At 64.3% G+C, this 19,497-nt stretch carries 19 protein-coding genes, 1 tRNA gene and 1 other RNA gene; 14 read left to right on the top strand and 7 right to left on the bottom strand.

What is annotated here, in order from left to right:
• Window positions 1-47: 47 nt before the first annotated feature.
• Complete coding sequence (locus tag JJ896_11095; protein ID MBO6780187.1) at window positions 48-251, top strand: hypothetical protein; 204 nt, start codon at window positions 48-50, stop codon at window positions 249-251.
• A 1-nt stretch (window position 252) separates the two neighbouring features.
• Window positions 253-888 carry a hypothetical protein gene (locus JJ896_11090; protein MBO6780186.1) on the top strand — a complete coding sequence of 212 codons (636 nt, stop codon included), beginning with the start codon at window positions 253-255 and terminating at the stop codon, window positions 886-888.
• Window positions 889-892: 4 nt separating this feature from the next.
• Here JJ896_11090 and JJ896_11085 read toward each other — a convergent pair.
• Window positions 893-965 (bottom strand) — tRNA-Arg (locus tag JJ896_11085).
• A gap of 60 nt (window positions 966-1,025) precedes the next feature.
• Between JJ896_11085 and JJ896_11080 the strand changes: the two genes are divergently transcribed.
• The 7 genes from JJ896_11080 (at window position 1,026) to rnpB (ending at window position 9,618) form a co-directional block, all read left to right on the top strand.
• Entirely contained in the window at window positions 1,026-3,725 is a 2,700-nt protein-coding gene (locus JJ896_11080) for a glycosyltransferase (GenBank protein ID MBO6780185.1), read from the top strand.
• On the top strand, window positions 3,722-5,023 hold the full coding sequence (locus tag JJ896_11075) for a glycosyltransferase (GenBank protein MBO6780184.1): 1,302 nt from the start codon (window positions 3,722-3,724) through the stop codon (window positions 5,021-5,023). The genes JJ896_11080 and JJ896_11075 overlap by 4 nt, the downstream gene beginning before the upstream one ends.
• Window positions 5,020-6,192 (top strand): aminotransferase class V-fold PLP-dependent enzyme, encoded by a 1,173-nt coding sequence (locus tag JJ896_11070; protein MBO6780183.1) that lies wholly within the window; start codon window positions 5,020-5,022, stop codon window positions 6,190-6,192. The genes JJ896_11075 and JJ896_11070 overlap by 4 nt, the downstream gene beginning before the upstream one ends.
• Window positions 6,193-6,231: 39 nt before the next feature.
• Entirely contained in the window at window positions 6,232-7,512 is a 1,281-nt protein-coding gene (locus JJ896_11065) for an MFS transporter (protein MBO6780182.1), read from the top strand.
• Entirely contained in the window at window positions 7,509-8,318 is an 810-nt protein-coding gene (locus JJ896_11060; protein ID MBO6780181.1) for a Nif3-like dinuclear metal center hexameric protein, read from the top strand. The genes JJ896_11065 and JJ896_11060 overlap by 4 nt, the downstream gene beginning before the upstream one ends.
• Window positions 8,319-8,437: 119 nt before the next feature.
• Window positions 8,438-9,193 carry a hypothetical protein gene (locus JJ896_11055; protein MBO6780180.1) on the top strand — a complete coding sequence of 252 codons (756 nt, stop codon included), beginning with the start codon at window positions 8,438-8,440 and terminating at the stop codon, window positions 9,191-9,193.
• Between the two features lie 28 nt (window positions 9,194-9,221).
• Window positions 9,222-9,618: RNase P RNA component class A (gene rnpB, locus JJ896_11050), an RNA gene on the top strand.
• A 270-nt stretch (window positions 9,619-9,888) separates the two neighbouring features.
• On the opposite strand, the gene secG is transcribed toward rnpB, so the two are convergent.
• From secG to JJ896_11030, 4 genes are all read right to left on the bottom strand, one after another.
• Window positions 9,889-10,257 carry a preprotein translocase subunit SecG gene (secG, locus tag JJ896_11045; GenBank protein ID MBO6780179.1) on the bottom strand — a complete coding sequence of 123 codons (369 nt, stop codon included), beginning with the start codon at window positions 10,255-10,257 and terminating at the stop codon, window positions 9,889-9,891.
• A gap of 892 nt (window positions 10,258-11,149) precedes the next feature.
• Entirely contained in the window at window positions 11,150-11,689 is a 540-nt protein-coding gene (locus JJ896_11040) for an NUDIX hydrolase (GenBank protein ID MBO6780178.1), read from the bottom strand.
• Window positions 11,682-12,407 (bottom strand): 16S rRNA (uracil(1498)-N(3))-methyltransferase, encoded by a 726-nt coding sequence (locus JJ896_11035; GenBank protein ID MBO6780177.1) that lies wholly within the window; start codon window positions 12,405-12,407, stop codon window positions 11,682-11,684. The genes JJ896_11040 and JJ896_11035 overlap by 8 nt, the downstream gene beginning before the upstream one ends.
• On the bottom strand, window positions 12,404-13,996 hold the full coding sequence (locus JJ896_11030) for a BamA/TamA family outer membrane protein (GenBank protein MBO6780176.1): 1,593 nt from the start codon (window positions 13,994-13,996) through the stop codon (window positions 12,404-12,406). The genes JJ896_11035 and JJ896_11030 overlap by 4 nt, the downstream gene beginning before the upstream one ends.
• Before the next feature lie 43 nt (window positions 13,997-14,039).
• On the opposite strand from JJ896_11030, the gene JJ896_11025 reads away from it, so the two are divergent.
• Genes JJ896_11025 through JJ896_11015 form a run of 3 tightly spaced genes read left to right on the top strand, consistent with a single transcriptional unit; the run spans window position 14,040 to window position 16,136 of the window.
• Window positions 14,040-14,414 carry a hypothetical protein gene (locus JJ896_11025; GenBank protein MBO6780175.1) on the top strand — a complete coding sequence of 125 codons (375 nt, stop codon included), beginning with the start codon at window positions 14,040-14,042 and terminating at the stop codon, window positions 14,412-14,414.
• Between the two features lie 4 nt (window positions 14,415-14,418).
• On the top strand, window positions 14,419-15,486 hold the full coding sequence (gene mutY / locus JJ896_11020; protein ID MBO6780174.1) for an A/G-specific adenine glycosylase: 1,068 nt from the start codon (window positions 14,419-14,421) through the stop codon (window positions 15,484-15,486).
• An 11-nt stretch (window positions 15,487-15,497) separates the two neighbouring features.
• Entirely contained in the window at window positions 15,498-16,136 is a 639-nt protein-coding gene (locus tag JJ896_11015) for a hypothetical protein (protein ID MBO6780173.1), read from the top strand.
• Between the two features lie 65 nt (window positions 16,137-16,201).
• Here the strand turns inward: JJ896_11015 and JJ896_11010 are convergent, their stop codons facing one another.
• Window positions 16,202-16,702, bottom strand: a complete 501-nt coding sequence (locus tag JJ896_11010; GenBank protein ID MBO6780172.1) for a DUF4199 family protein — start codon at window positions 16,700-16,702, stop codon at window positions 16,202-16,204.
• A 23-nt stretch (window positions 16,703-16,725) separates the two neighbouring features.
• A complete protein-coding gene (locus JJ896_11005; GenBank protein ID MBO6780171.1) occupies window positions 16,726-17,220 on the bottom strand; it encodes a DUF2085 domain-containing protein in 495 nt (164 codons plus the stop codon).
• 254 nt (window positions 17,221-17,474) lie between these two features.
• Between JJ896_11005 and groES the strand changes: the two genes are divergently transcribed.
• Together groES and groL are read left to right on the top strand one after the other, a co-directional pair.
• Window positions 17,475-17,762, top strand: coding sequence for a co-chaperone GroES (gene groES / locus JJ896_11000; GenBank protein ID MBO6780170.1), 288 nt, complete (start codon window positions 17,475-17,477; stop codon window positions 17,760-17,762).
• Window positions 17,763-17,818: 56 nt separating this feature from the next.
• Entirely contained in the window at window positions 17,819-19,453 is a 1,635-nt protein-coding gene (groL, locus tag JJ896_10995; GenBank protein MBO6780169.1) for a chaperonin GroEL, read from the top strand.
• Window positions 19,454-19,497 lie beyond the last annotated feature (44 nt).

Here is a 19,497-nt window from a genome sequence, read left to right as displayed (position 1 = left end):
GCCCCTCTCCGCGCGGTCGAATATTCCCCCATCGACCGGTATTTCCCATGTTTCTGATCAAAGGCCCTCTGGTTTGGCGCTCACTGGCACAATTGACCCGGCATCTGCCCGACATGCCGGCGTGGACTCTCCTGGAGGATCTGCCGCTACGTCAACTGGGTCCAAAGGTGGTCACACCGCCGCGCGTGTTTTACATGCCGGAGGAGATTCCAGCACCCAGACCCCGGACCTGGTTCCGGAAGGCAGCCTGACTTGAAGAAACCCCTCGCATACCTGCTTGTCGCCGCTGCGGTCGCAATCGCCGTCTGGATGATTGCGCCGCGCCTCATAGCCACCAGCATTCCGATTCCCGAAGGTGCTCCGTTCACCACCGGCGGGGTCTCGGTAAATCCGTTCAACGGCACCGCCCGCCTGAGCGACGTCACCCTGTTGACCCAGGAGCCCTATGAGGCGCCGCACGTGGTGCACGTCCCCGAAATCACGGCTCGCGTGGATGTCTCCACCCTGATGGGTTCCTTTATCGTGGTGCAGGAGGTCCTGGTTCGGGATGCCGAAATCCGCATCGAACAGCGGGGCCGGAACGTCAATCTGCTTGACGTCAAGCGTTGGGTCGACGACTACCTGGCCGACGCAGACACCACTGCCCTGCCGCGAGTATTCGTGCAGGAGTTCCGCATGGTCGGCACCCGCGGCATCCTCCACAGTGATGCCGGTGACCGCACATTCGAGATGAACGATGTCGTCCTGCGCGATCTGGGATCGGAATCGGCCGGCACACCTGTGCAGGTGCTCGCAGGCAATCTGCTTGAGCCCGTGCTCATGGAAGCCATCGCGGAGGCCGGCCTGGGTGGCCGGGTCCGGGAGCGGCTTCGGGGGCTGCTGCGATGACGGGTGCCCTCGGCAGGATTCGAACCTGCGGCCTGCGGTTTAGGAAACCGATGCTCTCTCCCCTGAGCTACGAGGGCGATGAGTCAAAGATAGGTTCGCCGGCCGGGCCGGCTATGCAAAGACGCCTGTAATCCGCCATGCAAACGCCCTCCCAGAGACCAGAGACATCGGCACGCCTCACGGTGGTCATGCACACGTATGAACGTCCCACGTTCCTGCAGCGGGATATCCGCGCCGGACGCTGGCAAGGCGTGCCACTGTTGATCTCCGACGATGCGTCTTCGGCCGCAGTGCAGGAGCAGCTTCGCGACCTGACGGCGCACCCCGGCGTCAGCATGGTGGCCCGTCCCGAAAACGGAGGCCCGGCCCAGGCCGCGGCATTCGGTGTCAGTCGACTCGACTCGCCGCTCTTCGCGCTTTGCGGTGATGACGACTACCTGATGGGCTTTCCGGAATTCGCTCGGGAGGCGAGCACGCTTCTCGAGGACCCCGGCGTGCTCATGGTGGCCATGCCGCAGTTGCACCTGGTTGTTGACGAGGTGGTTCAGGGTGTGCAGTATGACCGCCAGAGCCTGGATGGCATGACCGGACAACAGCTACTCAGAGAGCTGGTGTTCGGTGGGGAGATGAAGGCGCTTCAGGCGGGCACGGCCCTTAGACGGCACGATGCCCTGCCCCACTTCGCCAGTTCGCTCTTCAGAACCTCGGAAGACTTTGTTCTGATCTGCCGGATGTGCGCCTCGAACCCGGGCGGCGTGATCCGGACAGCCCGCCGCGGTGGCTACTACCGAAGAAAGCACGCCGCCTCGCTGTCTCACGGGTCCAACATGGACTCCGGAAGACTGGTCGTCAACCTGGTCGCGCAACTAGTCGGTGCGAGGCTGCTGCAACAGGTCGAAGATCTGGACGAGCCGACCGTGCTCGGCTTGCTGAGGCAGCGGGCCCAGGTGCTTCAGACCGCCTACGGAGGTGGCCTGGAAGCCATGGGCGTGCTGGAGTCGCTCCTTTCAGGCCATCAGCCCGATCCCACGAGCCAGGAAGGCCGGGAGGCCTTCGACTTCCTGCTGACCAACCAGGACCGCCTCCCCCTCGAAGCCGCGACACTCAGGCAGCGCCTTGCCGGGGTTCGAACTTCCACACTTTCAACCACGGACGCGGTACAGGCGGCGAATTCGCTCCTGCAGGCCGGGGACGTCCAGGGCGCGGCAGCCGCGCTGCGCAAGACAAGCGAGCAGGACGTGGCCGATCCCGCGGCCTATTACGCTATCCAGGCCCAGATTGCATGGTCATGTGAGGCCTATGGCTCTGCCGTCAAGTCCCTGTGCCGCGGTCTGGTGCACAATCCCACACACGCCGAGTGCCTCCACCTGCTTGCGCAAGTTGCCCTTGCCGTAGGAGAAGAGGCCGCAGCCGATCGCCTGCGCAACCGGCTCATCGCATCGATCGGACCTGAGGAGGCACGGAGGTCGGGGCTCGAGCCTTCCCCGAATGTCGACGACTTGCGCGTCGCGTTCATCGTTTCGGAAGGACTCGATCAGTTCCTCACCGACGTCATTCGCGAGCTCGTCCCGCATGTTGACGCCCGGAAATTTGTCGTCAGCAAGCCCTCCGAAATCCAGGCCGCAGCCGACTGGGCGGATGTGTGCTGGTTCGAATGGTGCAACGACCCACTTGTATGGGCCTCCCGTCAGGACTTGCTGAGAAACAAGGCCACCATCTGCAGGCTGCACCGGTACGAGACGTTTACCGAGATGCCCATGCAGGTTCACTGGGAGAACGTTGATGCCCTGACCGTGGTGGCCGAGCACCTGATTGACCTCCTTCAGGCGCGAATTCCCGGCCTGGAGAAGCGCACGCTCATTCGGCACATTCCGAATGGCGTGGACCTGGAACGCTTTGCATTCAAGGAGCGGGAAGCAGGCTTTGAGATCGCTCTGATCGGGTACCTGCACGGCAGGAAGAACCCGCAGATGGCGCTGGAGATCATGCGCAAGCTGGTTGACCGTGACAGCAGATATCGTCTGCACGTGGCGGGAAAATTCCAGGACCCGGCTCTCAAGCTGTTCTGGAATCACAAAATCGAGAGGCTCGGACTCACCGACCACGTCGTGATGCACGGGTGGATTTCGGATGTGGCAGGCTTCCTGGAGGACAAACAGTATGTGCTCTCCGCCAGCCTGCACGAGAGCTTCGGATACACGATCGCCGAGGGCATGGCCCAGGGCATCAAGCCCGTGGTTCACCACTTCCCTTTCGCGGCGCAAATGTGGCCGGAGGAGGTCCTTTTCGACACGGTGGACGATGCCGTATCCATGATCACAGAGTCGCGGTACGATTCGACAGCCTACCGACAGTTTGTCCAGGATCAGTACTCGCTTGACTCACAGATCCGGCAAATCCGAGCCCTGATCGAGGCCGTGCGGCCTGACCGGGAGGTGATGGAATTGGCGATGACCGCCATCGATCGTGTTTCGCCCCGGTTGATAAACGCCCAGGTTGACGGACGATGCCCGGGCTGCCGCGCCAACCTGTCGTTCCAGCAACAGACCATCGCCGGCCAGCCAGTTGGTCGCATGCGGTGCAACGCCTGCGCGACCACGGTGCACGTTCCTGCGGACACCTATCTGCAGGCCCTGAGCCGGTATGAGCGATCTGCCCGGCTGAGTCCGAAAGACGCCACTGCCGAAATCCGAAACCTGTCCAGGAATTGGCATCGCCATCCGCTTTGGGAAGAGCTCTTGTCGGTCGGCGGGGTCAATCTGGCAGAGTGCATGGAATGGGAAATCGTACCTGAGTTCACCCAGGCCTTTCTGAACGCGAGTGAGGTGCAGTCTTGAAGCCTGAAGTTCTGTTTTTCGACTTTGCCTACGAAGAATATCTGGGGATCGTAGAGCAGGCGGTGCACCGTGGATACGGTGCGATCATGAACCAGCCGCCCATGCGTGAGGCCCTGCAAGCACGCGGCGTGCAGTCCCGCGCGTTCTCCGACTTCGCGACCAAGGACGACCTGCTCTCCGCCTCGCGATACAAGGAGCAGGTGGCACATGCCCTTGCAGCGCGGATTGGCGAGCCCGGCGTAGCCGACGGGTTTGATTCCACCCGCGGCAATCTGCTGGTCAGCGGAGGTCGGGATCTGGTCCATCGCGTGCTGAACATGGCAGAAAACCAGGCTGGCCTGGTGCGCATGATGCAGCGGCTGCTGGACAACACCCAACTCGGCGCGGTAGTCATGCGATCCTGCCTGAGCGCGGGCCAGAGGACCATAGCGACCGTGGCAATGAAGCACGGTATCCCCGTCATCGAATTGTCCCACGGCAATCCGGATCATCCGGACGTCAGTCCTCCGCCGGTGCCGTGGCACTACGCCGCGCTGGGGGCCCGAGGGGCCGAGTTCATGCGCATGAGGGGCCTACCCGACAGTCGCCTGCACGTTACGGGGGGTCCGCACTGGGACGACCTGTACCTCCCGGCCCAGCGTCCTTCCCGGGCCGAGGCTCGGGCTTCCCTGGGCCTTCCCGCGGGGCAGCCTCTGGTCCTTGTCACTGGATCCTACGCAACCGGACAGATCCTGACATTCGCAGGCCACGCCCAGTCGCTCATTCGCAACAACGCGATGATCGCTCGTGCCCTCGGGTCGGCATGCAAGGATGCGCTGCTGGCCATGCGACCACATCCGGGCGAATCCCGGCAAGATCCGGGCAGACCCCCCACAAGTCGAGAGCTCAGTTCGTTTCAGAAATGGCTGGCCGGCTTTGGCATCGAGTTGGCCCATCTGGACTATTCGTACACCACCCTTGCGCGCGAAAAGGCAACCTTGTTCCGAGCCGCCGACCTCGTTATCGTTCCTGACCGCGTCTCCACGATCACGACGGAAGCGATGATCCTGGGCGTTCCAGTTATTCTTCTGGACAATCCCGGGATTGCGTTCACCCCCTTTTACGGGGAGGCTGACGGTGTATGTCTGGCTCGTAACGAGCAGGACCTTGAACTGGCGATCCGAAGCATTTTGAGAGACAGCGACTTCCGAACCTCGCTCGAGACACGCGCGGCACAAGCGTTGCCCGATCTCAATCACGGGGACGATGGCGCCGCGTCGACCCGGGTCGTGGACCTCATCGAACAACTCGCTGCATGAACGTAGCTGCCCTGCGCGCGGACACCCCCGGGTGCGAGCACGTAGTCCATTTCAACAATGCCGGCGCGGCACTGATGCCCCGACCGGTACTGCAGGCCCAACTCGACCACCTGGAATTGGAGGCGCGCATCGGCGGCTACGAGTCCGCTGCCGCAGCAGCCGACGCGACCGCGGACACGCATCAGGCGGTCGCCGATCTGCTCGGCGCTTCCGCAGACGAGATTGCCATCGTCGAGAATGCCACGCGCGCCTGGGGTGCAGCGTTCTACGGCATCGATTTTCGAGAGGGAGATCGCATCCTCACCGCGCAGGCCAGCTACGCCTCGAACTACATCGCCATGCTTCAGGTGGCCCGGCGACAGGGGCTTCACATCGACGTGGCGCCGAATGACTCGTCCGGGCAGGTGGACGTTGCCGCACTCGAAGGCCTGATCACGTCGCGGACTCGGGTCATCGCACTGACGCACATCCCGACGAACGGGGGCCTCATCAATCCGGCCGCCGATGTCGGAGCCGTGGCGCGGAGCCACGGGGTGCCGTTCCTGCTTGACGCGTGCCAGTCTGCAGGGCAATTGCCGCTGAATGTGGACGAGCTCGGGTGCGATATGCTCTCCGCCACGGGCCGAAAGTTTTTGCGTGGTCCGCGCGGAACGGGATTTCTCTTTGTTCGCCGGGGACTCATTCCGGATCTGGAACCGCCATTCCTGGACCTGCACGCCGCAGAATGGGTCGATGCGGGCCACTACGAACCCCACGGCGATCACCGGCGGTTTGAAACCTGGGAAGGAAACGTTGCCGGGAAGATTGCCCTCGGCGTGGCGGCCCGATACGCGATGGATGTCGGCCTTGCGGCCATCGCGGAGCGGGTGCAGCGACTGGCCGACGATCTCAGGACTCGCCTGCAGGCGTTGCCCGGTGTGAGGGTGCACGACCTGGGTGTGCAGCGGAGCGGTATCGTGACGTTCTCTCACGAATCCGTGCCGGCCGCTCGCATCAAGAGTGGCTTGCTGACCAGAAAGTTCAACACCTCGCTGGCCATCCCATCGTCCTCCCGACTGGACGCAGATCATCGCGGACTGCCTGAAATGGTGCGCGCTTCCGTGCACTACTACAATACGGACGATGAGGTAGAGCGCTTCGTGGAGCAGGTTGTCGCACAGGTCGCCTAGCCGGACCTACCTTGGGGCGCCACCAACCCTTTCGCTCCCGTGGTCACCTCCAATCGCCGGGCCATCGCCAGCTGGTCGCTGTACGACTTCGCCAATTCGGCATTCACGACGCTTATCGTCACGTTTATCTACGCGGCGTACTTCACGCAGGCGATTGCTCCCGACCCTGAAACCGGGACATCGCTCTGGTCAATCGGCGTTGCGATTTCGGCCATCATAGTTGCGGTTTGCTCCCCGTTTCTCGGGGCGATGGCCGATAAGGGCGGACTGCGCAAGCCCTACCTCCTGGCAGCAACCATCACCTGCGTAGTCGGCACGGTGGTGCTCTACTTCCCGCTGCCGGGTCAGATTGTTTTTGCGCTCGGCGCGTTTGTGATCGCCAATGTGGCTTTTGAGATGGGCAACGTGTTCTACAACGCCTATCTGCCGGACCTTGCCACTCCGGACCGCATCGGCCGCGTCTCCGGCAACGGCTGGGCACTGGGCTACCTCGGGGGCCTCATGGCGCTCCTGATCGGTTTTCTGGTGTTTGTGCAGCCCGAGGTGGCCCCGTTCGGACTGGACAAGGAGGCCGGTGAACACATTCGTGCGACCAATCTGCTCGTCGCGGCGTGGTTTGCGGTATTCAGCATTCCCATGTTTCTCTTTGTGTCTGATCCTGTGAAGGCGGACCGTCCTCCGATGGGCACGCTGTTTCGGGACGCAGCACGTGAGCTGAAGACCACCTTCCTGCATGTGCGCAAGCTGAAGAACCTGTTCTGGCTGCTGCTTGCGCGGCTGGTCTACAACGACGGCATCGTCACCATCTTCGCGTTCGGTGCCATCTACGCAACCGGCACCTTTGGCTTCGAGACCGAGGAGATGTTCATGTTCGGCATCGCCCTGAACGTGGCCGCCGGACTCGGGGCGTGGGCCTTTGGTTTTGTGGACGACAAACTGGGCGGACGCACGACTATCCTGATCTCCCTCGGTGGACTGGTGATTGCCGCCATTCTGGCTGTAGTCGCGCAATCGGTGACCCTGTTCTGGATCTCCGCGATACTGGTCGGCCTGCTGGCCGGACCAAACCAGGCCGCGAGCCGCTCCCTGCTGGGTCGGTTCATTCCGGACGGACAGGAGAACGAGTTCTACGGCTTTTTTGCCTTCTCCGGCAAGTTCACTGCGTTCATGGGCCCGATTGCTCTTGGTGCCCTGACGGCCGCGTATGGACAGCGAGCCGGCGTGTCGGTGGTGATCTTCTTCTTTGTGCTCGGCGCAGTTCTGCTGCTCAAGGTCAACGAGAAAGAAGGCATGGCGGCCGCGAAAGCCTATAACCCATGACCATCGCCGAACTGACCGCCTTGCTTGAGGAGTGGGCGCCGGCTGCCAGCGCCGAGTCATGGGACAACTCAGGGCTTCAGATCGGCCGGCCGGAGACCACGGTCACGGGTGTCGTGGTGGCTCTCGATTTGACTCCCGCCGTGATTCAGGAGGCCCGCCGACTGGGCGCCAATCTTGTCATCACCCATCATCCGATGTTCTTTTCGCCGATCAAGCAGATCACTCCGGCGACGTTGGTGGGTTCGATGGCGCTGCAACTCGCCGAGTCCGGACTGGCGCACTACGCCATCCACACCAACCTGGACGCGGCTCGCGAGGGTGTGTCCTTTGCGTTGGCGCGCAAGCTCGGCCTGAATCACCTGGAGTTCCTGCAGGAGCGCGCAGATGATTCCGAAACCGGCCTTGGCACCGTCGGCGAATACGACGAACCAATACCGATCGAGGCCTTTCTGGCGAGGATTGCGGACGCGCTGGCGGTGAACGGCGTGCGGCACGTCTCCAGCCCGGGGATGAGAGTCAGGAGGGTCGCAGTCTGCGGCGGCTCGGGGAGTTCCTTCCTGGCGTTGGCGCTGGCGTCAGCGGCGGACGCGTACGTGACGGCGGACGTCAAGTACCACCAGTTCTTCGACGCGCTGAACCCCGACGGAACGCCGGCCCTGGCCTACGTGGACGTGGGTCACTACGAATCGGAGGCGATGACCGAGGAACTGCTGGTGGCCTTTCTGGATCGGGTGACGGACGGCATTCCCGTACATCGCACGGCAGAGACCACATCGCCCATCCAGACGTGGATTCGACGAGTCTGAGGTAGCTCCTCGGGGCGTGCCTCACCGCACCGTATCTGCACAGAAGCTGTGCGAACTTTCACACTGGGGTGCCGTTATCGTGGGCTAGCATCAAGCGAATCCAGTCACACAGTTCGGGAATGCCAACTACCGCGCACGAAACCACCATCGGGGAGCAGCTGACGGCCCTTGTCCGGCTTCAGGCCATCGACAGCAAGATCGACCAGATCAAGAAGCTGCGGGGCGATCTTCCTGACGAGATCAGGGATATGGAAGACGAGAAAGTCGGCCTGACTACGCGTCTCGAGAAGCTGGAAGCGGAAGCCAAGGAGCAGGACGACGCCAAAAAGCAGGCGGCCGTCGACATCAAGGAAGCCGAGATGCTGATCCAGCGCTACGAAGAGCAGCAGCTCCAGGTGCGCAACAACCGCGAGTACGACGCGCTTACCAAGGAGATCGAGGCGCAGAAGCAGCGCATCGCCGACAACCAGGTGCGCATCGAAGAACTGGAAGCAGCGGGCCCAGAGCACGCCCAGACCGTCGAGGAAGCCAAGCAGCGGCTGGCCGATGTGGACGCCCTGCTGTCATCCAAGCAGTCTGAACTGCAGGAAGTGCTGGAAGACACCCGCCACGAGCAGGAAGACCTGGAGAAGGATCGCGATGGCGCTGAGGAGTTTGTCGAGGCCCGGTATCTGCGGGCGTACAAGCGACTCCGGAGCCGTGTTCGTGATGGTCGCGCCGTGGTACCGCTGGAGCGTGGCGCCGCAGCCGGATTCGCCGTGCCGCCGCAGCGCCAGCTTGAAATTCGTCAGCGCAATCGCATCATCGTCTGTGAGCACACCGGCCGCATCATTGTGGACGGCGATCTGTTCCGGGAGACGATGGCCAGCGTCTGACACGGCCTTCGCGGCCGCGATTGATAATGGCGTCGGTCGGACCGTCGCGCCGCGTTTACGCGCGGTGAGGAAAGTCCGAACACCATAGGGCACCGTGCTTCCTAACCGGAAGGCCTGGGCGTCGGTCCAGGACAGCAAGTGCAACAGAAAACAAACCAGCCGATGGCCCTCGGGCACAGGCGACGGGTGAAATGGTGGGGTAAGAGCCCACCGGCGCGCCGGGCGACCGGTGCGGCCAGGCAAACCTCACGGGGTGCAAGGCCAAGCAGCGCTGGCTCCCGGTCTCCGGGAATGAACGGCCCGTTCAACAGCGCGGGTAGGCCGCTTGAGGCTGTCGGTGACGGCAGTCCCAGATAGATGGCGGTCCAGGGCCGGACAGCGGAACCGGTTCCGGACAGAATTCGGCTTACAGGCCGACGCCTTCCGCGACACGAGGGGTGCCTCCGACGGGGCGCCCCTCTCCTTTTTCGGGCGATGGAGGGTGTGGCGGTGCGGGGCGGTCGCGGCGGGGCGGGCCGGTCGCGGCGGCGTGGGGCGCGGCGGTGCGGCGCGGGCCGGTCGCGGCGGCGTGGCGCGCGGCGGTGCGGCGGCCCGGGCGCGGCGAGTTGGTGCGGCTCGGCGGTGCGGGCCGGTTGCGGCGGCTTGTGCGGCGCGGCGACCTGGTGCGGGGCGGCGGGGCGCCCGTTCCCGGGAAGCTAGTTGCCGTCGTTGCCGGCTGGAGGCGGCGTGGCGGCCCCGGCATCCGCCGGAGGTGCGGTGGTGGCCGGCGGCAGCGTGGCGGCTGGCGGATTCTGCTGGGCCTGCTGCTGGATTACGGACTCGCGCGTCCCGGAATCGATGGCGAAGTTCGTCAGGATGCAGAGCACGATGAACGCCGTTGCCAGAATCCAGGTGGCCTTCTCAAGAAAGTCGGGAGCCTGGCGGCTGCCGAGAATCTGCGTGGTTGCACCGCCGGCTGCGATACCTGCCAGTCCGCCGCCCTTGCCGCTCTGAAGCAGCACGGAAAACGTCAGCAGGATGCCGATGATGGCGATGACAACGATGAGAATGGTGAAAAACGTCATTGCGATGATGCGATCCTGGATTCAGCCCGATAAAGTACGGCCTTTGATCGGCTTCCGGAATACGTGCTCGGTGCAGGGTGCGTGAAACCGCCGCGCGTGGTGGCAGCGTTTGCGGCGTAGGTCGTCGCGGGGGCTGGCGGCGGTGCAGGGTGCAAACCGTCGCGCGTGGTGGCAGCGGTGCGGCCGTAAGCCGTCGCGGGGCTGGCGGGGCGGGGGCTGGCGGCGGTGCAGGGTGCAAACCGTCGCGCGTGGTGGCAGCGGTGCGGCCGTAGGCTGTCGCGGGGACTGCCGGCGCGGGGGCTGGCGGCGCTGCGGCCCTAAGCCGTCGCCGGGGCTTCCGGCGTGGTGCCAATGCTGGGGCTTCCGGCGCAGCGCCGATGCTGAGGGACGGTGGCTTCGGGAGCGCCGGATGCGCCGCGCATTGTCGGTTTGGCGCCTACGTGGAATCCTGGCCCCATTTTCTACTACGGGGGCAATCGAGGGGGTCCGAAAGTGTAGTCAGGCCCCGTATTCCACGTCGGCCATTTTCGCGGCAACCCCTAAGTGGAATCAGGCGGCGATTTTCCATGTCTGCGCTGAAGCGCGAGCCCCCCGGAGGCAGACCAGCGCCGGCCCACCGCCTCAACGCGGCCGGCGACCGGCGGAGCCGGAAAGCTGCCCCCCGCGCCGGCAACCGGCGGAGCCGGAAAGCTGCCCCCCGGCGCGCGACCGGCGGAGCCGGACCACCGCCTCCCACCGCGCCGGCGGCCGGCGGAGCCGGCGAGCACGAGCCGGACATCAGCCCTCCGCCCGGCCAGCACTGCCACCCCAGACCCGCCGGGCGCGCACCAGATCCCGCCAAGCCCCCGCAGCAACCCCCGACGGCCGGCGACTGAGCGGGTGCGCCGACCCCTCAGCCGCGCAAACGCGCCGCCGCCATCAACAGGCCCGAAACGGTCTTCATGTCCTGCAACTCGCCACGGCCGGCCATTGCCACAACCTCATCCAGCGCGTGGATCTCCACCTCAAGAACCTCCCCTTCATCGAGCGCCTGGTGAGTGCGCTCCAGATCGGTGGCCAGGTAGATGTGAATGATCTCGTTGCTGTATCCGACAGCATTGTACAGTCCGCCCAGGTGCTCCAGTCGCCCGGCCCGATACCCGGTCTCCTCTTCAAGCTCGCGGGCCGCGACGGCTTCCGGCGCCTCCGGTCCGTCAAATTTTCCGGCCGGCAGCTCAAGAAACGTCTTGCCGGGGCCATAGCGATACTGCCGCACCATGACCACCCGCTCCGCATCAAGCATTGCCACGATTGCCGCAGCTCCGGGATGGTCGATCCATTCCCGCACGCCCGCTGAGCCATCCGGCATGCGCACGGCGTCCCGCTTCACATGCAACAGTTTGCCCCGGAAGATGTCCTCCGAGGCCTCGGTGATTTCTTTCAGTTCATGCATGGCTGACCTGGGCTATGGTGGCCATGGCGGCCATCGAGGCAGTTTCGGCCCGGAGTCTGGTGGGCCCAAGCGAGCAGACCTGGAATCCTGCTTCTTGCGCAAGGCCGATCTCCTCCTCGGAGAAGCCCCCCTCCGGCCCCACCGCAACGATCACATCCTGGTCCGGATGGGCCAAGAGCTGGGCCACCAGCCCCTGCTTGGGGTCCGCCGCCTCATGGCAGATCAGCCTTAGCGCATGCTCGGGGGCCCCGCCGATAAACTGGGACAGCGGCTCAGGGTCCACGATCCTGGTCAACCACGCCGAGCCGCTCTGCTTCATGGCCCCGACCAGGATGGATTCCGCACGGTCCAGTCGGAACCGGGTGCGCTCGGCACGCTCGGTGAGCAGGGGCACCACCGCATCGCCCCCCAACTCGGCGACCTTCTCCAGCATGGTCTCGAAACGACCGGCGTTCTTGAGCAGGGCCGCGCCGATGGTCACGCGCCGAGGAAGGGCCCGCGGCAGTGCCTCCCGTTCCACAATGCGTGCCCGGACCGCTTTTGCGGTGACATCATCCAGCGCACAGACAAACCGGTTGCCCAGTCCGTCCACCAGACACACGCCGTCTCCGGGCCGAAGGCGAAGAACGCGTCGCGCATGCTGCGCTTCCCGCTCCGGCAGGTCCACGCGGTCCCCGACTACCGGAGGGAAAACATGAAATGTGTGCTTGGGGATCACAGTCCGAAAGCCAGACCCAGGTGGACACGACCGTTTAGCAGCCCATGGTCCCGATTCACGGCATAACTGACATTGAGCAGGCCGGCACCGGTCTGTAGCTGCGCACCGAGCCCGAAGCCCGTATGGCGAGTGGTGTTCCCTTCCAGAGTGACGAAGCCATGGTCAATGAATGCATAGGTATAGGCAGCCCCTTCCAGGCGTCGCCGAATCTCGAGCAGGCTGCGGCCGACCGCCTCACCGCGAAAACGGTTTTCGTCGTAGCCGCGCAGCGAGGTCGCACCTCCCAGCCGGAAGAGGTCGGACGGCTCCACCTCCTGCGAGGAAACCACCCGCACGTCGGCCCCACCTGCCAACACGATGCGCCTTGCCACCGGGACATACACACGGGCGATGGCCTCCAGCCGGTCCTGGAGCCGCGCCTCAGAGACCCGAACCGTGTCGCCCTGCTGCACCCGCAAGCCGGAGGAGCGCTTGGTACCGCGCGTAGCTGAAATGTCCACCAGTTGACCGCTCGCCGGGCTGAGTGCGTCGTCGCGGGAATCGAAGCGCAGACCGAGTCCTGCCGCCCGCGTCCGGGAGCGGGGCACGCGCTGCCGTCCATTCTGAACGATGCCTCCTGCCGTACCCGGGCGGGAGGCCGTGCGTGTTGCGGTTCCAGTGAGTGTCACTTGCCCCAGACGCACAAGCAGGCGGCCGCGGTACTCCTGTCTGCTGAACGTGGAGTCCTCCTGGTAGCCGTCGAACTCGAGTTCGGCTCCGACAAGCGGGCCCAGCACGAACGGGTCGTGCAAACGCGCCGCGAAACTGCTGGATTGCCCCGGCAGTCGGTCCAGTTCGACCGCCACCGTGCGACCTCCGCCAAAGAGGTTGCGCAGCAGCAAGTGGCCTGAGCCGACTACGGTGCCGGAGGACGGTCCGGGCAGATACCCCAACGCCAGGTCAAACGAGCCCGGCGGACGATCCTCGAGCACCAGCTGTACGACGGCCGTCGAGTCCGAAGTCGGGAGTAGTATGGGGCCCTGCACATCCGCGAAAACCCCGGTCTGCATCAGCCGCGCCCGGATTTCGGCGATGTCGAACTCCGTTAGCACCATGCCCGGCTCCAGACGCGAGACGAGTCGCACGAATCGCTCCGAAGCCTGGCTTCGGCCACCAATGAGCAGGCCTTGCAACAGGGCCTGGCGACCCGGATTCACCGTCCAGACAGTACGCAACCGCCCGTCAGCCACGGAGAGGGAATCCATGCTCATGGAAGCCCCAATGCGGCCGGCTCGCTCGAGCCGTTCAAGCACGGAGTTCGCTACGCTGTCGGCGATGGCTTCGCTTAGCGGCCTCCCGGAAAGTCCTGATTCCGACCCGTCCACCACGAATGCGCCAAAGGTGTACCGCGGACCCTGGGTCACGTAGGCAACGGCATCGCCGAGAGAATCCACCTCGGCCTGCAGGAATCCCTGCCCGCGCAGCCAGGCCGCCAGTCCCTCCGGATCTCCAGGGCTGACCCCGGTCGGCCAGGTTGTCAGCGAATCCGGCTTGAGATGCACACGCCAGTCCTGGGCCTGCGCAGCGCCAGCCAGGAGCCAGCAGGCCACAAGCGCATATATTGCGGGCCCTCCGAACAGCCTCCTCCCCCCGTTGCATCCCGGATTCCTGGTCGCCTTTCTACTATGGCTGGCGCTCCTGCTGCCGATGCGGCCGCCGGACGCGGCTCCGGTCCCATCGCCCGCATTGCAGGCGGCACCGATCGGCGCCCTGGATACCACCCTGGTAGACACGGTTTCGGCGGGCGAGATTGTCATCCGGACTTTGCCGACCACGCTGGAGGGCCGGTCCGTGATCGAGTATCGACCGGTGAGACTGCCGGCCCGCGGATGGTGGCGGGATCGAAGTTTCTTCTGGCGGACGCCGGACACGGCCGAGGGCAACTATCGGTTCGAATTCCGGGCCCGCATGGAGGACGGCTCGGCCCGCACGGTGATGATTCGGGTCTACGTGGCAACGGCGGACTGAACGCGTGCTGAGCACTGCCGAGTTCCGCAGGCGCCTGCTTTCGTGGTTTCATGAGGTGCGCAGAGACCTTCCTTGGCGTCGCACGCGGGATCCCTATCGCATCTGGGTCTCGGAGATCATGCTGCAACAAACCAGGGTGGATCAGGCGACGCCCTACTACGAGCGGTTCATGCAGGCCTTCCCGACGGTGCGCGACCTGGCAGAAGCCGAGCTTGACGAGGTCCTGCTGAATTGGGAAGGCCTGGGCTACTACTCGCGTGCGCGCAACCTGCACGCCGCGGCTCGCAGCGTGGTTCGTGATCACGGGGGCAAACTCCCGCATTCGTACGATGGGCTCTCCGGCCTCCCCGGCATTGGAGACTATACGGCTTCCGCGGTGGCTTCCATTGCGTTTGGCGTACCCGAGGCAGTGCTGGACGGGAATGTGATTCGTGTGCTCTCTCGGTACGACGCCATCGCAGAGGACGTAACCCGCAGTCCGGTGCGGCGCGCCCTTCGGCAGCGCGCGCAGGAATTGCTCGACACCGACGATCCTGGTGCCTTCAATGAGGCCATCATGGAGTTGGGAGCCACTGTGTGCACCCCTCGCACCCCGAATTGCAAGCACTGCGCTGTGCGGGCCGGATGTGCGGCGCTGGCTCTGGATCAGGTGGAGGCATTCCCGGTCAAAAAGCGCCGGGCGCCCGTGCCGGAATACAGGGTGGCTGTGGGCGTGGTGCAGGACGCCTCGGGTCGCATGCTGATTCAGCGCAGGCCGGAAGAAGGCATGCTTGGCGGGCTGTGGGAGTTTCCCGGCGGGAAATGCGAGGATGCAGAAGCCCCGGAAGAGGCCTGTGTGCGTGAGCTTCGGGAGGAGTTGGGCATTGAAGTCCGTGTGGTCGATGAGATCGCCGTGATCCGCCACGCGTACTCGCATTTCCGGATTCGCCTCTGGGCGTTCCGGTGCCTGCTGCTTTCCGGGACGCCGGAGGCCAGGCTGGACCAGCCGCTCCGCTGGGTCACGGGAGACGAGCTCGGCGATTTTGCATTCCCCCGTGCCAATCGACGCCTGATAGAGATCCTCTCCGACTAGTATCTTGCGCCATGGACGGAGTGATCTACCTCATACTGTTCCTGGTCTTCTGGGTAGTGTCCAATCTGGCAGCCCGGCGCAAGGCCCCACCACAGGGAGAAGCACCGGGCGCGGACGGCCCCCAGCAGTCGGAAGAGCTGCAGCGTGCCCTGGCCGAAATCGGCGAGGCGCTGGGATTCCCGGGGCCTGGGCGGCCGCCGGAACGAGCACCTGAACGTGCTCCCGAGCCGGTGCGCGTCGAGCGTGGAGGCATCGCTACCGCCGGACCGGAGCGTGCGCGTGCGGAACCGGCGCTCACCAGCGACGAATTCCATAGGGTCGTGACCGGCCGCCCTGACTCCGAGGAGCGGTTCGAACGAGCCCGCTCTGAATGGAAGGGGGGCCAACAGCCGGTCAAGCCGGAATTCCGCTGGCCGACATCGAAGCCGAAGCCGCCCCCCCGCCGAGAAGATGCATTTGAGGCGATGGGTTCGGAATTCCGGGACCCGCTGGTGGGGCACGACCACATCGCCCGCGAGCCGTCCAAGCGGCTAGCGCCGACCCCCGCGGCCGAGGCGTTGCCGCTGAACTCGCCGGACGATCTGCGCAAGGCCATCATCCTGGCCGAGATTCTCGGGCCGCCGAAAGCGCTGCAGGGTCGCGGCCGGTAGGCCCGACGGCGCCAGCCCCAAAAAAAACATCAGCCCCCGGAGACAGGGTCCCCGGGGGCCGTGAATCAGGCAGCGGCCTCTTCCTCCGGACCTTTCTTGAAGGCCGCGGCGCCGATGGCACCGCCGATGGCACCGAAGAGAGCCGTCAGGACAATACCGATGACTCCGTTCACGCTGGCCAGGGTCATCTTGAGATACGATCCCACGCCGAACGGCGTGTTGATCTGTTCCTCGATCTGGTCGAGCTGCTCAGGCTGCATCTGGTCGCCAAAGTTGGCCAGCGACCACTCGGCCATCATGAGGTCATGGCGCACGCCCGCAGACATGAGCACAAAATTGAGCACGAAGGCTATCAACCAGCCCACCAGTGCCGCCTGCACACCGATCCCGGCGCCCTGGCCTCCCGAGAGCGTGAGTTCATGCGTCGACGTGTAGTGCCAGACGGCAACTACGGCTCCAGTCAACACGCCTGCGCAGCACAGGATGTTGATGAAGCCCAGGTAGGACGTGCTGAGGAGGCCGACGATCGCGCCTCCGAGGATGATCGATTGTTGTTTACTCGGCATATGGGAGGGTGTTGGGGGTTTGATTAATGATAGGTTGGGCGGCCCTCTGATTCCACGGGAGGCTCAGCGACGGATCGTGACGGCCTCACATCCACAAAGGCAAGGACCAGAAAGAGGCCGGCCACAAGGCCGAATACCAGCCCGGTGGCCATGCGGGTGCCTGGAGTGTTCGAAAACACGCCGAGCACATCGCCACCCCAGTCAATCAGCATGGGGATAAGGGCGAATCCGAGAATCCAGGGGCCCCGCTTTCCGAATCGAACCTGACGCTTCACTGCCAGATACGCCACCGCGGCTATCGGCAGGCCCCAGTAGATGCCAAAACAGCGATGGCACACGGCAAGCTGCACGCCATCCACATGCGGCGATCGTCCCGGCAGTTGATGGCACACAGCCGCGAAGCCCTGCATCAGATACCCTCGCACGCTCTCGCCTACAAACGGAGGAAGCATCATGAGGGTGACGATGAGGGCTCCCAGCCCGAAGGCCATGTACCAGCCGGCGTTGGGGGTCCGCATGCTCTTCAAAACGGACACGGAGGTGCCCCGGTTGCGGCGGAGGGCAAATTCTTGTCCCCACGTTCACAACCCCGCACCGTACCGCCCGTTAGGAGCCTTCAAGACGGCCAAAAAGCTGTAAACCCGCGGAACCCCGGGGGAAAATGGAATGTTTTAGCACTCTCGACAGGGGAGTGCTACGCCGTATATTTAGCACTCCCTCTGAGAGAGTGCCAGAAATTCCCACATCAATCTCAACTAGCGAGGTTCTTGCAATGGCAAGCATCAAGCCCCTTGGCGACCGCGTGGTGGTCAAACCCGTCCCGGCGGAGGAGAAGACGGCCAGCGGTCTGTTCATCCCCGACACCGCAAAGGAGAAGCCCCAGAAGGGCACCATCGTCGCAGTCGGCCCCGGCCGCGTCGAGAACGGCAACAAAATCGACATGACGGTCAAGGAGGGCGACACGGTCCTCTACGGCAAGTACTCGGGCACCGAGATCGAGCTGGACAACGACGACCTGCTCATCATGCGCGAGTCCGATATCCTCGGAATCGTTGGCTGATTTCCGCTCAGGAAGTCAAACGCCCCAGTCAAACAGAACTCAGTAGATAACCAGCTATGGCAAAGCAGATTACGTTCGATGCCGAGGCTCGCGGCGCGCTCAAGCGCGGTGTGGATGCCCTCGCGGACGCAGTTAAGGTGACGCTCGGTCCCAAGGGCCGCAACGTCATCATCGAGAAGAAATTCGGCGCCCCCACGGTCACCAAAGACGGTGTGACGGTTGCCAAAGAGATCGAACTCGAGGACAAGCTCGAGAACGTCGGCGCACAGATGGTCAAGGAAGTTGCTTCCAAGACCTCCGACGTTGCCGGTGACGGCACCACCACGGCCACCGTTCTGGCCCAGGCCATCATGACGGCCGGTCTGAAGAACGTCACCGCGGGTGCCAACCCGATGGACCTGAAGCGTGGCATCGACTCCGCTGTCGGCAGCATCGTGGAGAACCTGCGTTCGCAGAGCCGCGACATCGAAGGCAAGAGCGAGATTGCCCAGGTGGCCGCCATCTCCGCCAACAACGACTCCACGATCGGCGACTTGATCGCCGAGGCGTTCGAGCGCGTTGGCAAGGAGGGTGTGATCACCGTAGAGGAAGCCAAAGGCACCGAAACGCAGCTCGACGTGGTCGAGGGTATGCAGTTCGACCGCGGCTACCTCTCCCCGTACTTCGTTACGGACGCCGACAACATGGAGGCGGTCATGGAGGATGCTTACATCCTGATCCATGACAAGAAGATCTCCGCGATGAAGGACCTGCTTCCGGTCCTCGAGAAGGTCGCCCAGATGGGTCGCCCGCTCGTGATCATTGCCGAAGACGTGGAAGGCGAAGCACTCGCTACCCTCGTTGTGAACAAGCTCCGTGGCACGCTGAAAGTCGCAGCCGTCAAGGCTCCGGGCTTCGGCGATCGCCGCAAGGCCATGCTCGAAGACATCGCCATCCTGACGGGTGGCACGGTCGTCTCCGAAGAGAAGGGCTACCGCCTCGAGAACACGACGCTGGACTACCTCGGTCAGGCCAAGCGCGTGGTGATGGACAAGGACAACACCACCGTGGTCGACGGTGCCGGCGACGGCGCCCAGATCAAGGCCCGCGCCAACCAGATCAAGCAGCAGATCGAAACCACGACCAGCGACTACGATCGCGAGAAGCTCCAGGAGCGTCTGGCGAAGCTGGCCGGCGGTGTCGCAGTGCTGAAGATTGGTGCCGCGACCGAGCCCGAGATGAAGGAGAAGAAAGCACGCGTCGAGGACGCGCTGCACGCTACCCGCGCTGCCATCGAAGAAGGCATCGTGGCGGGCGGCGGTGTGGCCCTGATCCGCGCCATCTCCTCTCTGGACGGCATCTCCCTGGAGAATGACGACCAGAACATCGGCGCCGCGATCATTCGCCGTGCGCTCGAGGAGCCCCTTCGTCAGATTGCGGCCAACGCCGGTCTCGAAGGCTCGATCATCGTGCAGAAGGTGAAAGAGGGCAAAGCCGACTTCGGCTTCAACGCCCGCACCGAGGAGTACGGCAACCTGCTCGAGCAGGGCGTGATTGACCCCACCAAGGTCACCCGCACCGCTCTGGAGAACGCCGCTTCGGTCTCCGGCCTGCTGCTGACCACCGAGTCCGTGATCGCCGACAAGCCCGAGAAAGAGGCTGCCGGCCCGGCCATGCCTCCGGGAGGCGGCATGGGTGGCATGGACTTTTAGGTCCCGCCGCTTTGGCTTATGGAAGGGGCGAGGTCGCGATTGCG

It is taken from the genome of Rhodothermales bacterium (assembly GCA_017643395.1).
Taxonomy (GTDB): Bacteria; Bacteroidota; Rhodothermia; order Rhodothermales; family UBA10348; genus JABDJZ01.
Note: the sequence above shows the minus strand (reverse complement) of the source record. Positions and strands in the feature narration are given on the sequence as shown.

What these genes read in the sequence shown, in the direction of transcription:
- JJ896_11095 (MBO6780187.1), top strand. Translation starts at nt 48, where the DNA reads ATGTTTCTGATCAAAGGCCCTCTGGTTTGGCGCTCACTGGCACAATTG.
- JJ896_11080 (MBO6780185.1), top strand. Translation starts at nt 1,026, where the DNA reads ATGCAAACGCCCTCCCAGAGACCAGAGACATCGGCACGCCTCACGGTG.
- JJ896_11070 (MBO6780183.1), top strand. Translation starts at nt 5,020, where the DNA reads ATGAACGTAGCTGCCCTGCGCGCGGACACCCCCGGGTGCGAGCACGTA.
- JJ896_11060 (MBO6780181.1), top strand. Translation starts at nt 7,509, where the DNA reads ATGACCATCGCCGAACTGACCGCCTTGCTTGAGGAGTGGGCGCCGGCT.
- JJ896_11055 (MBO6780180.1), top strand. Translation starts at nt 8,438, where the DNA reads ATGCCAACTACCGCGCACGAAACCACCATCGGGGAGCAGCTGACGGCC.
- secG (MBO6780179.1), bottom strand. Translation starts at nt 10,257, where the DNA reads ATGACGTTTTTCACCATTCTCATCGTTGTCATCGCCATCATCGGCATC.
- JJ896_11040 (MBO6780178.1), bottom strand. Translation starts at nt 11,689, where the DNA reads ATGCATGAACTGAAAGAAATCACCGAGGCCTCGGAGGACATCTTCCGG.
- JJ896_11015 (MBO6780173.1), top strand. Translation starts at nt 15,498, where the DNA reads ATGGACGGAGTGATCTACCTCATACTGTTCCTGGTCTTCTGGGTAGTG.
- JJ896_11010 (MBO6780172.1), bottom strand. Translation starts at nt 16,702, where the DNA reads ATGCCGAGTAAACAACAATCGATCATCCTCGGAGGCGCGATCGTCGGC.
- JJ896_11005 (MBO6780171.1), bottom strand. Translation starts at nt 17,220, where the DNA reads ATGCGGACCCCCAACGCCGGCTGGTACATGGCCTTCGGGCTGGGAGCC.
- groES (MBO6780170.1), top strand. Translation starts at nt 17,475, where the DNA reads ATGGCAAGCATCAAGCCCCTTGGCGACCGCGTGGTGGTCAAACCCGTC.
- groL (MBO6780169.1), top strand. Translation starts at nt 17,819, where the DNA reads ATGGCAAAGCAGATTACGTTCGATGCCGAGGCTCGCGGCGCGCTCAAG.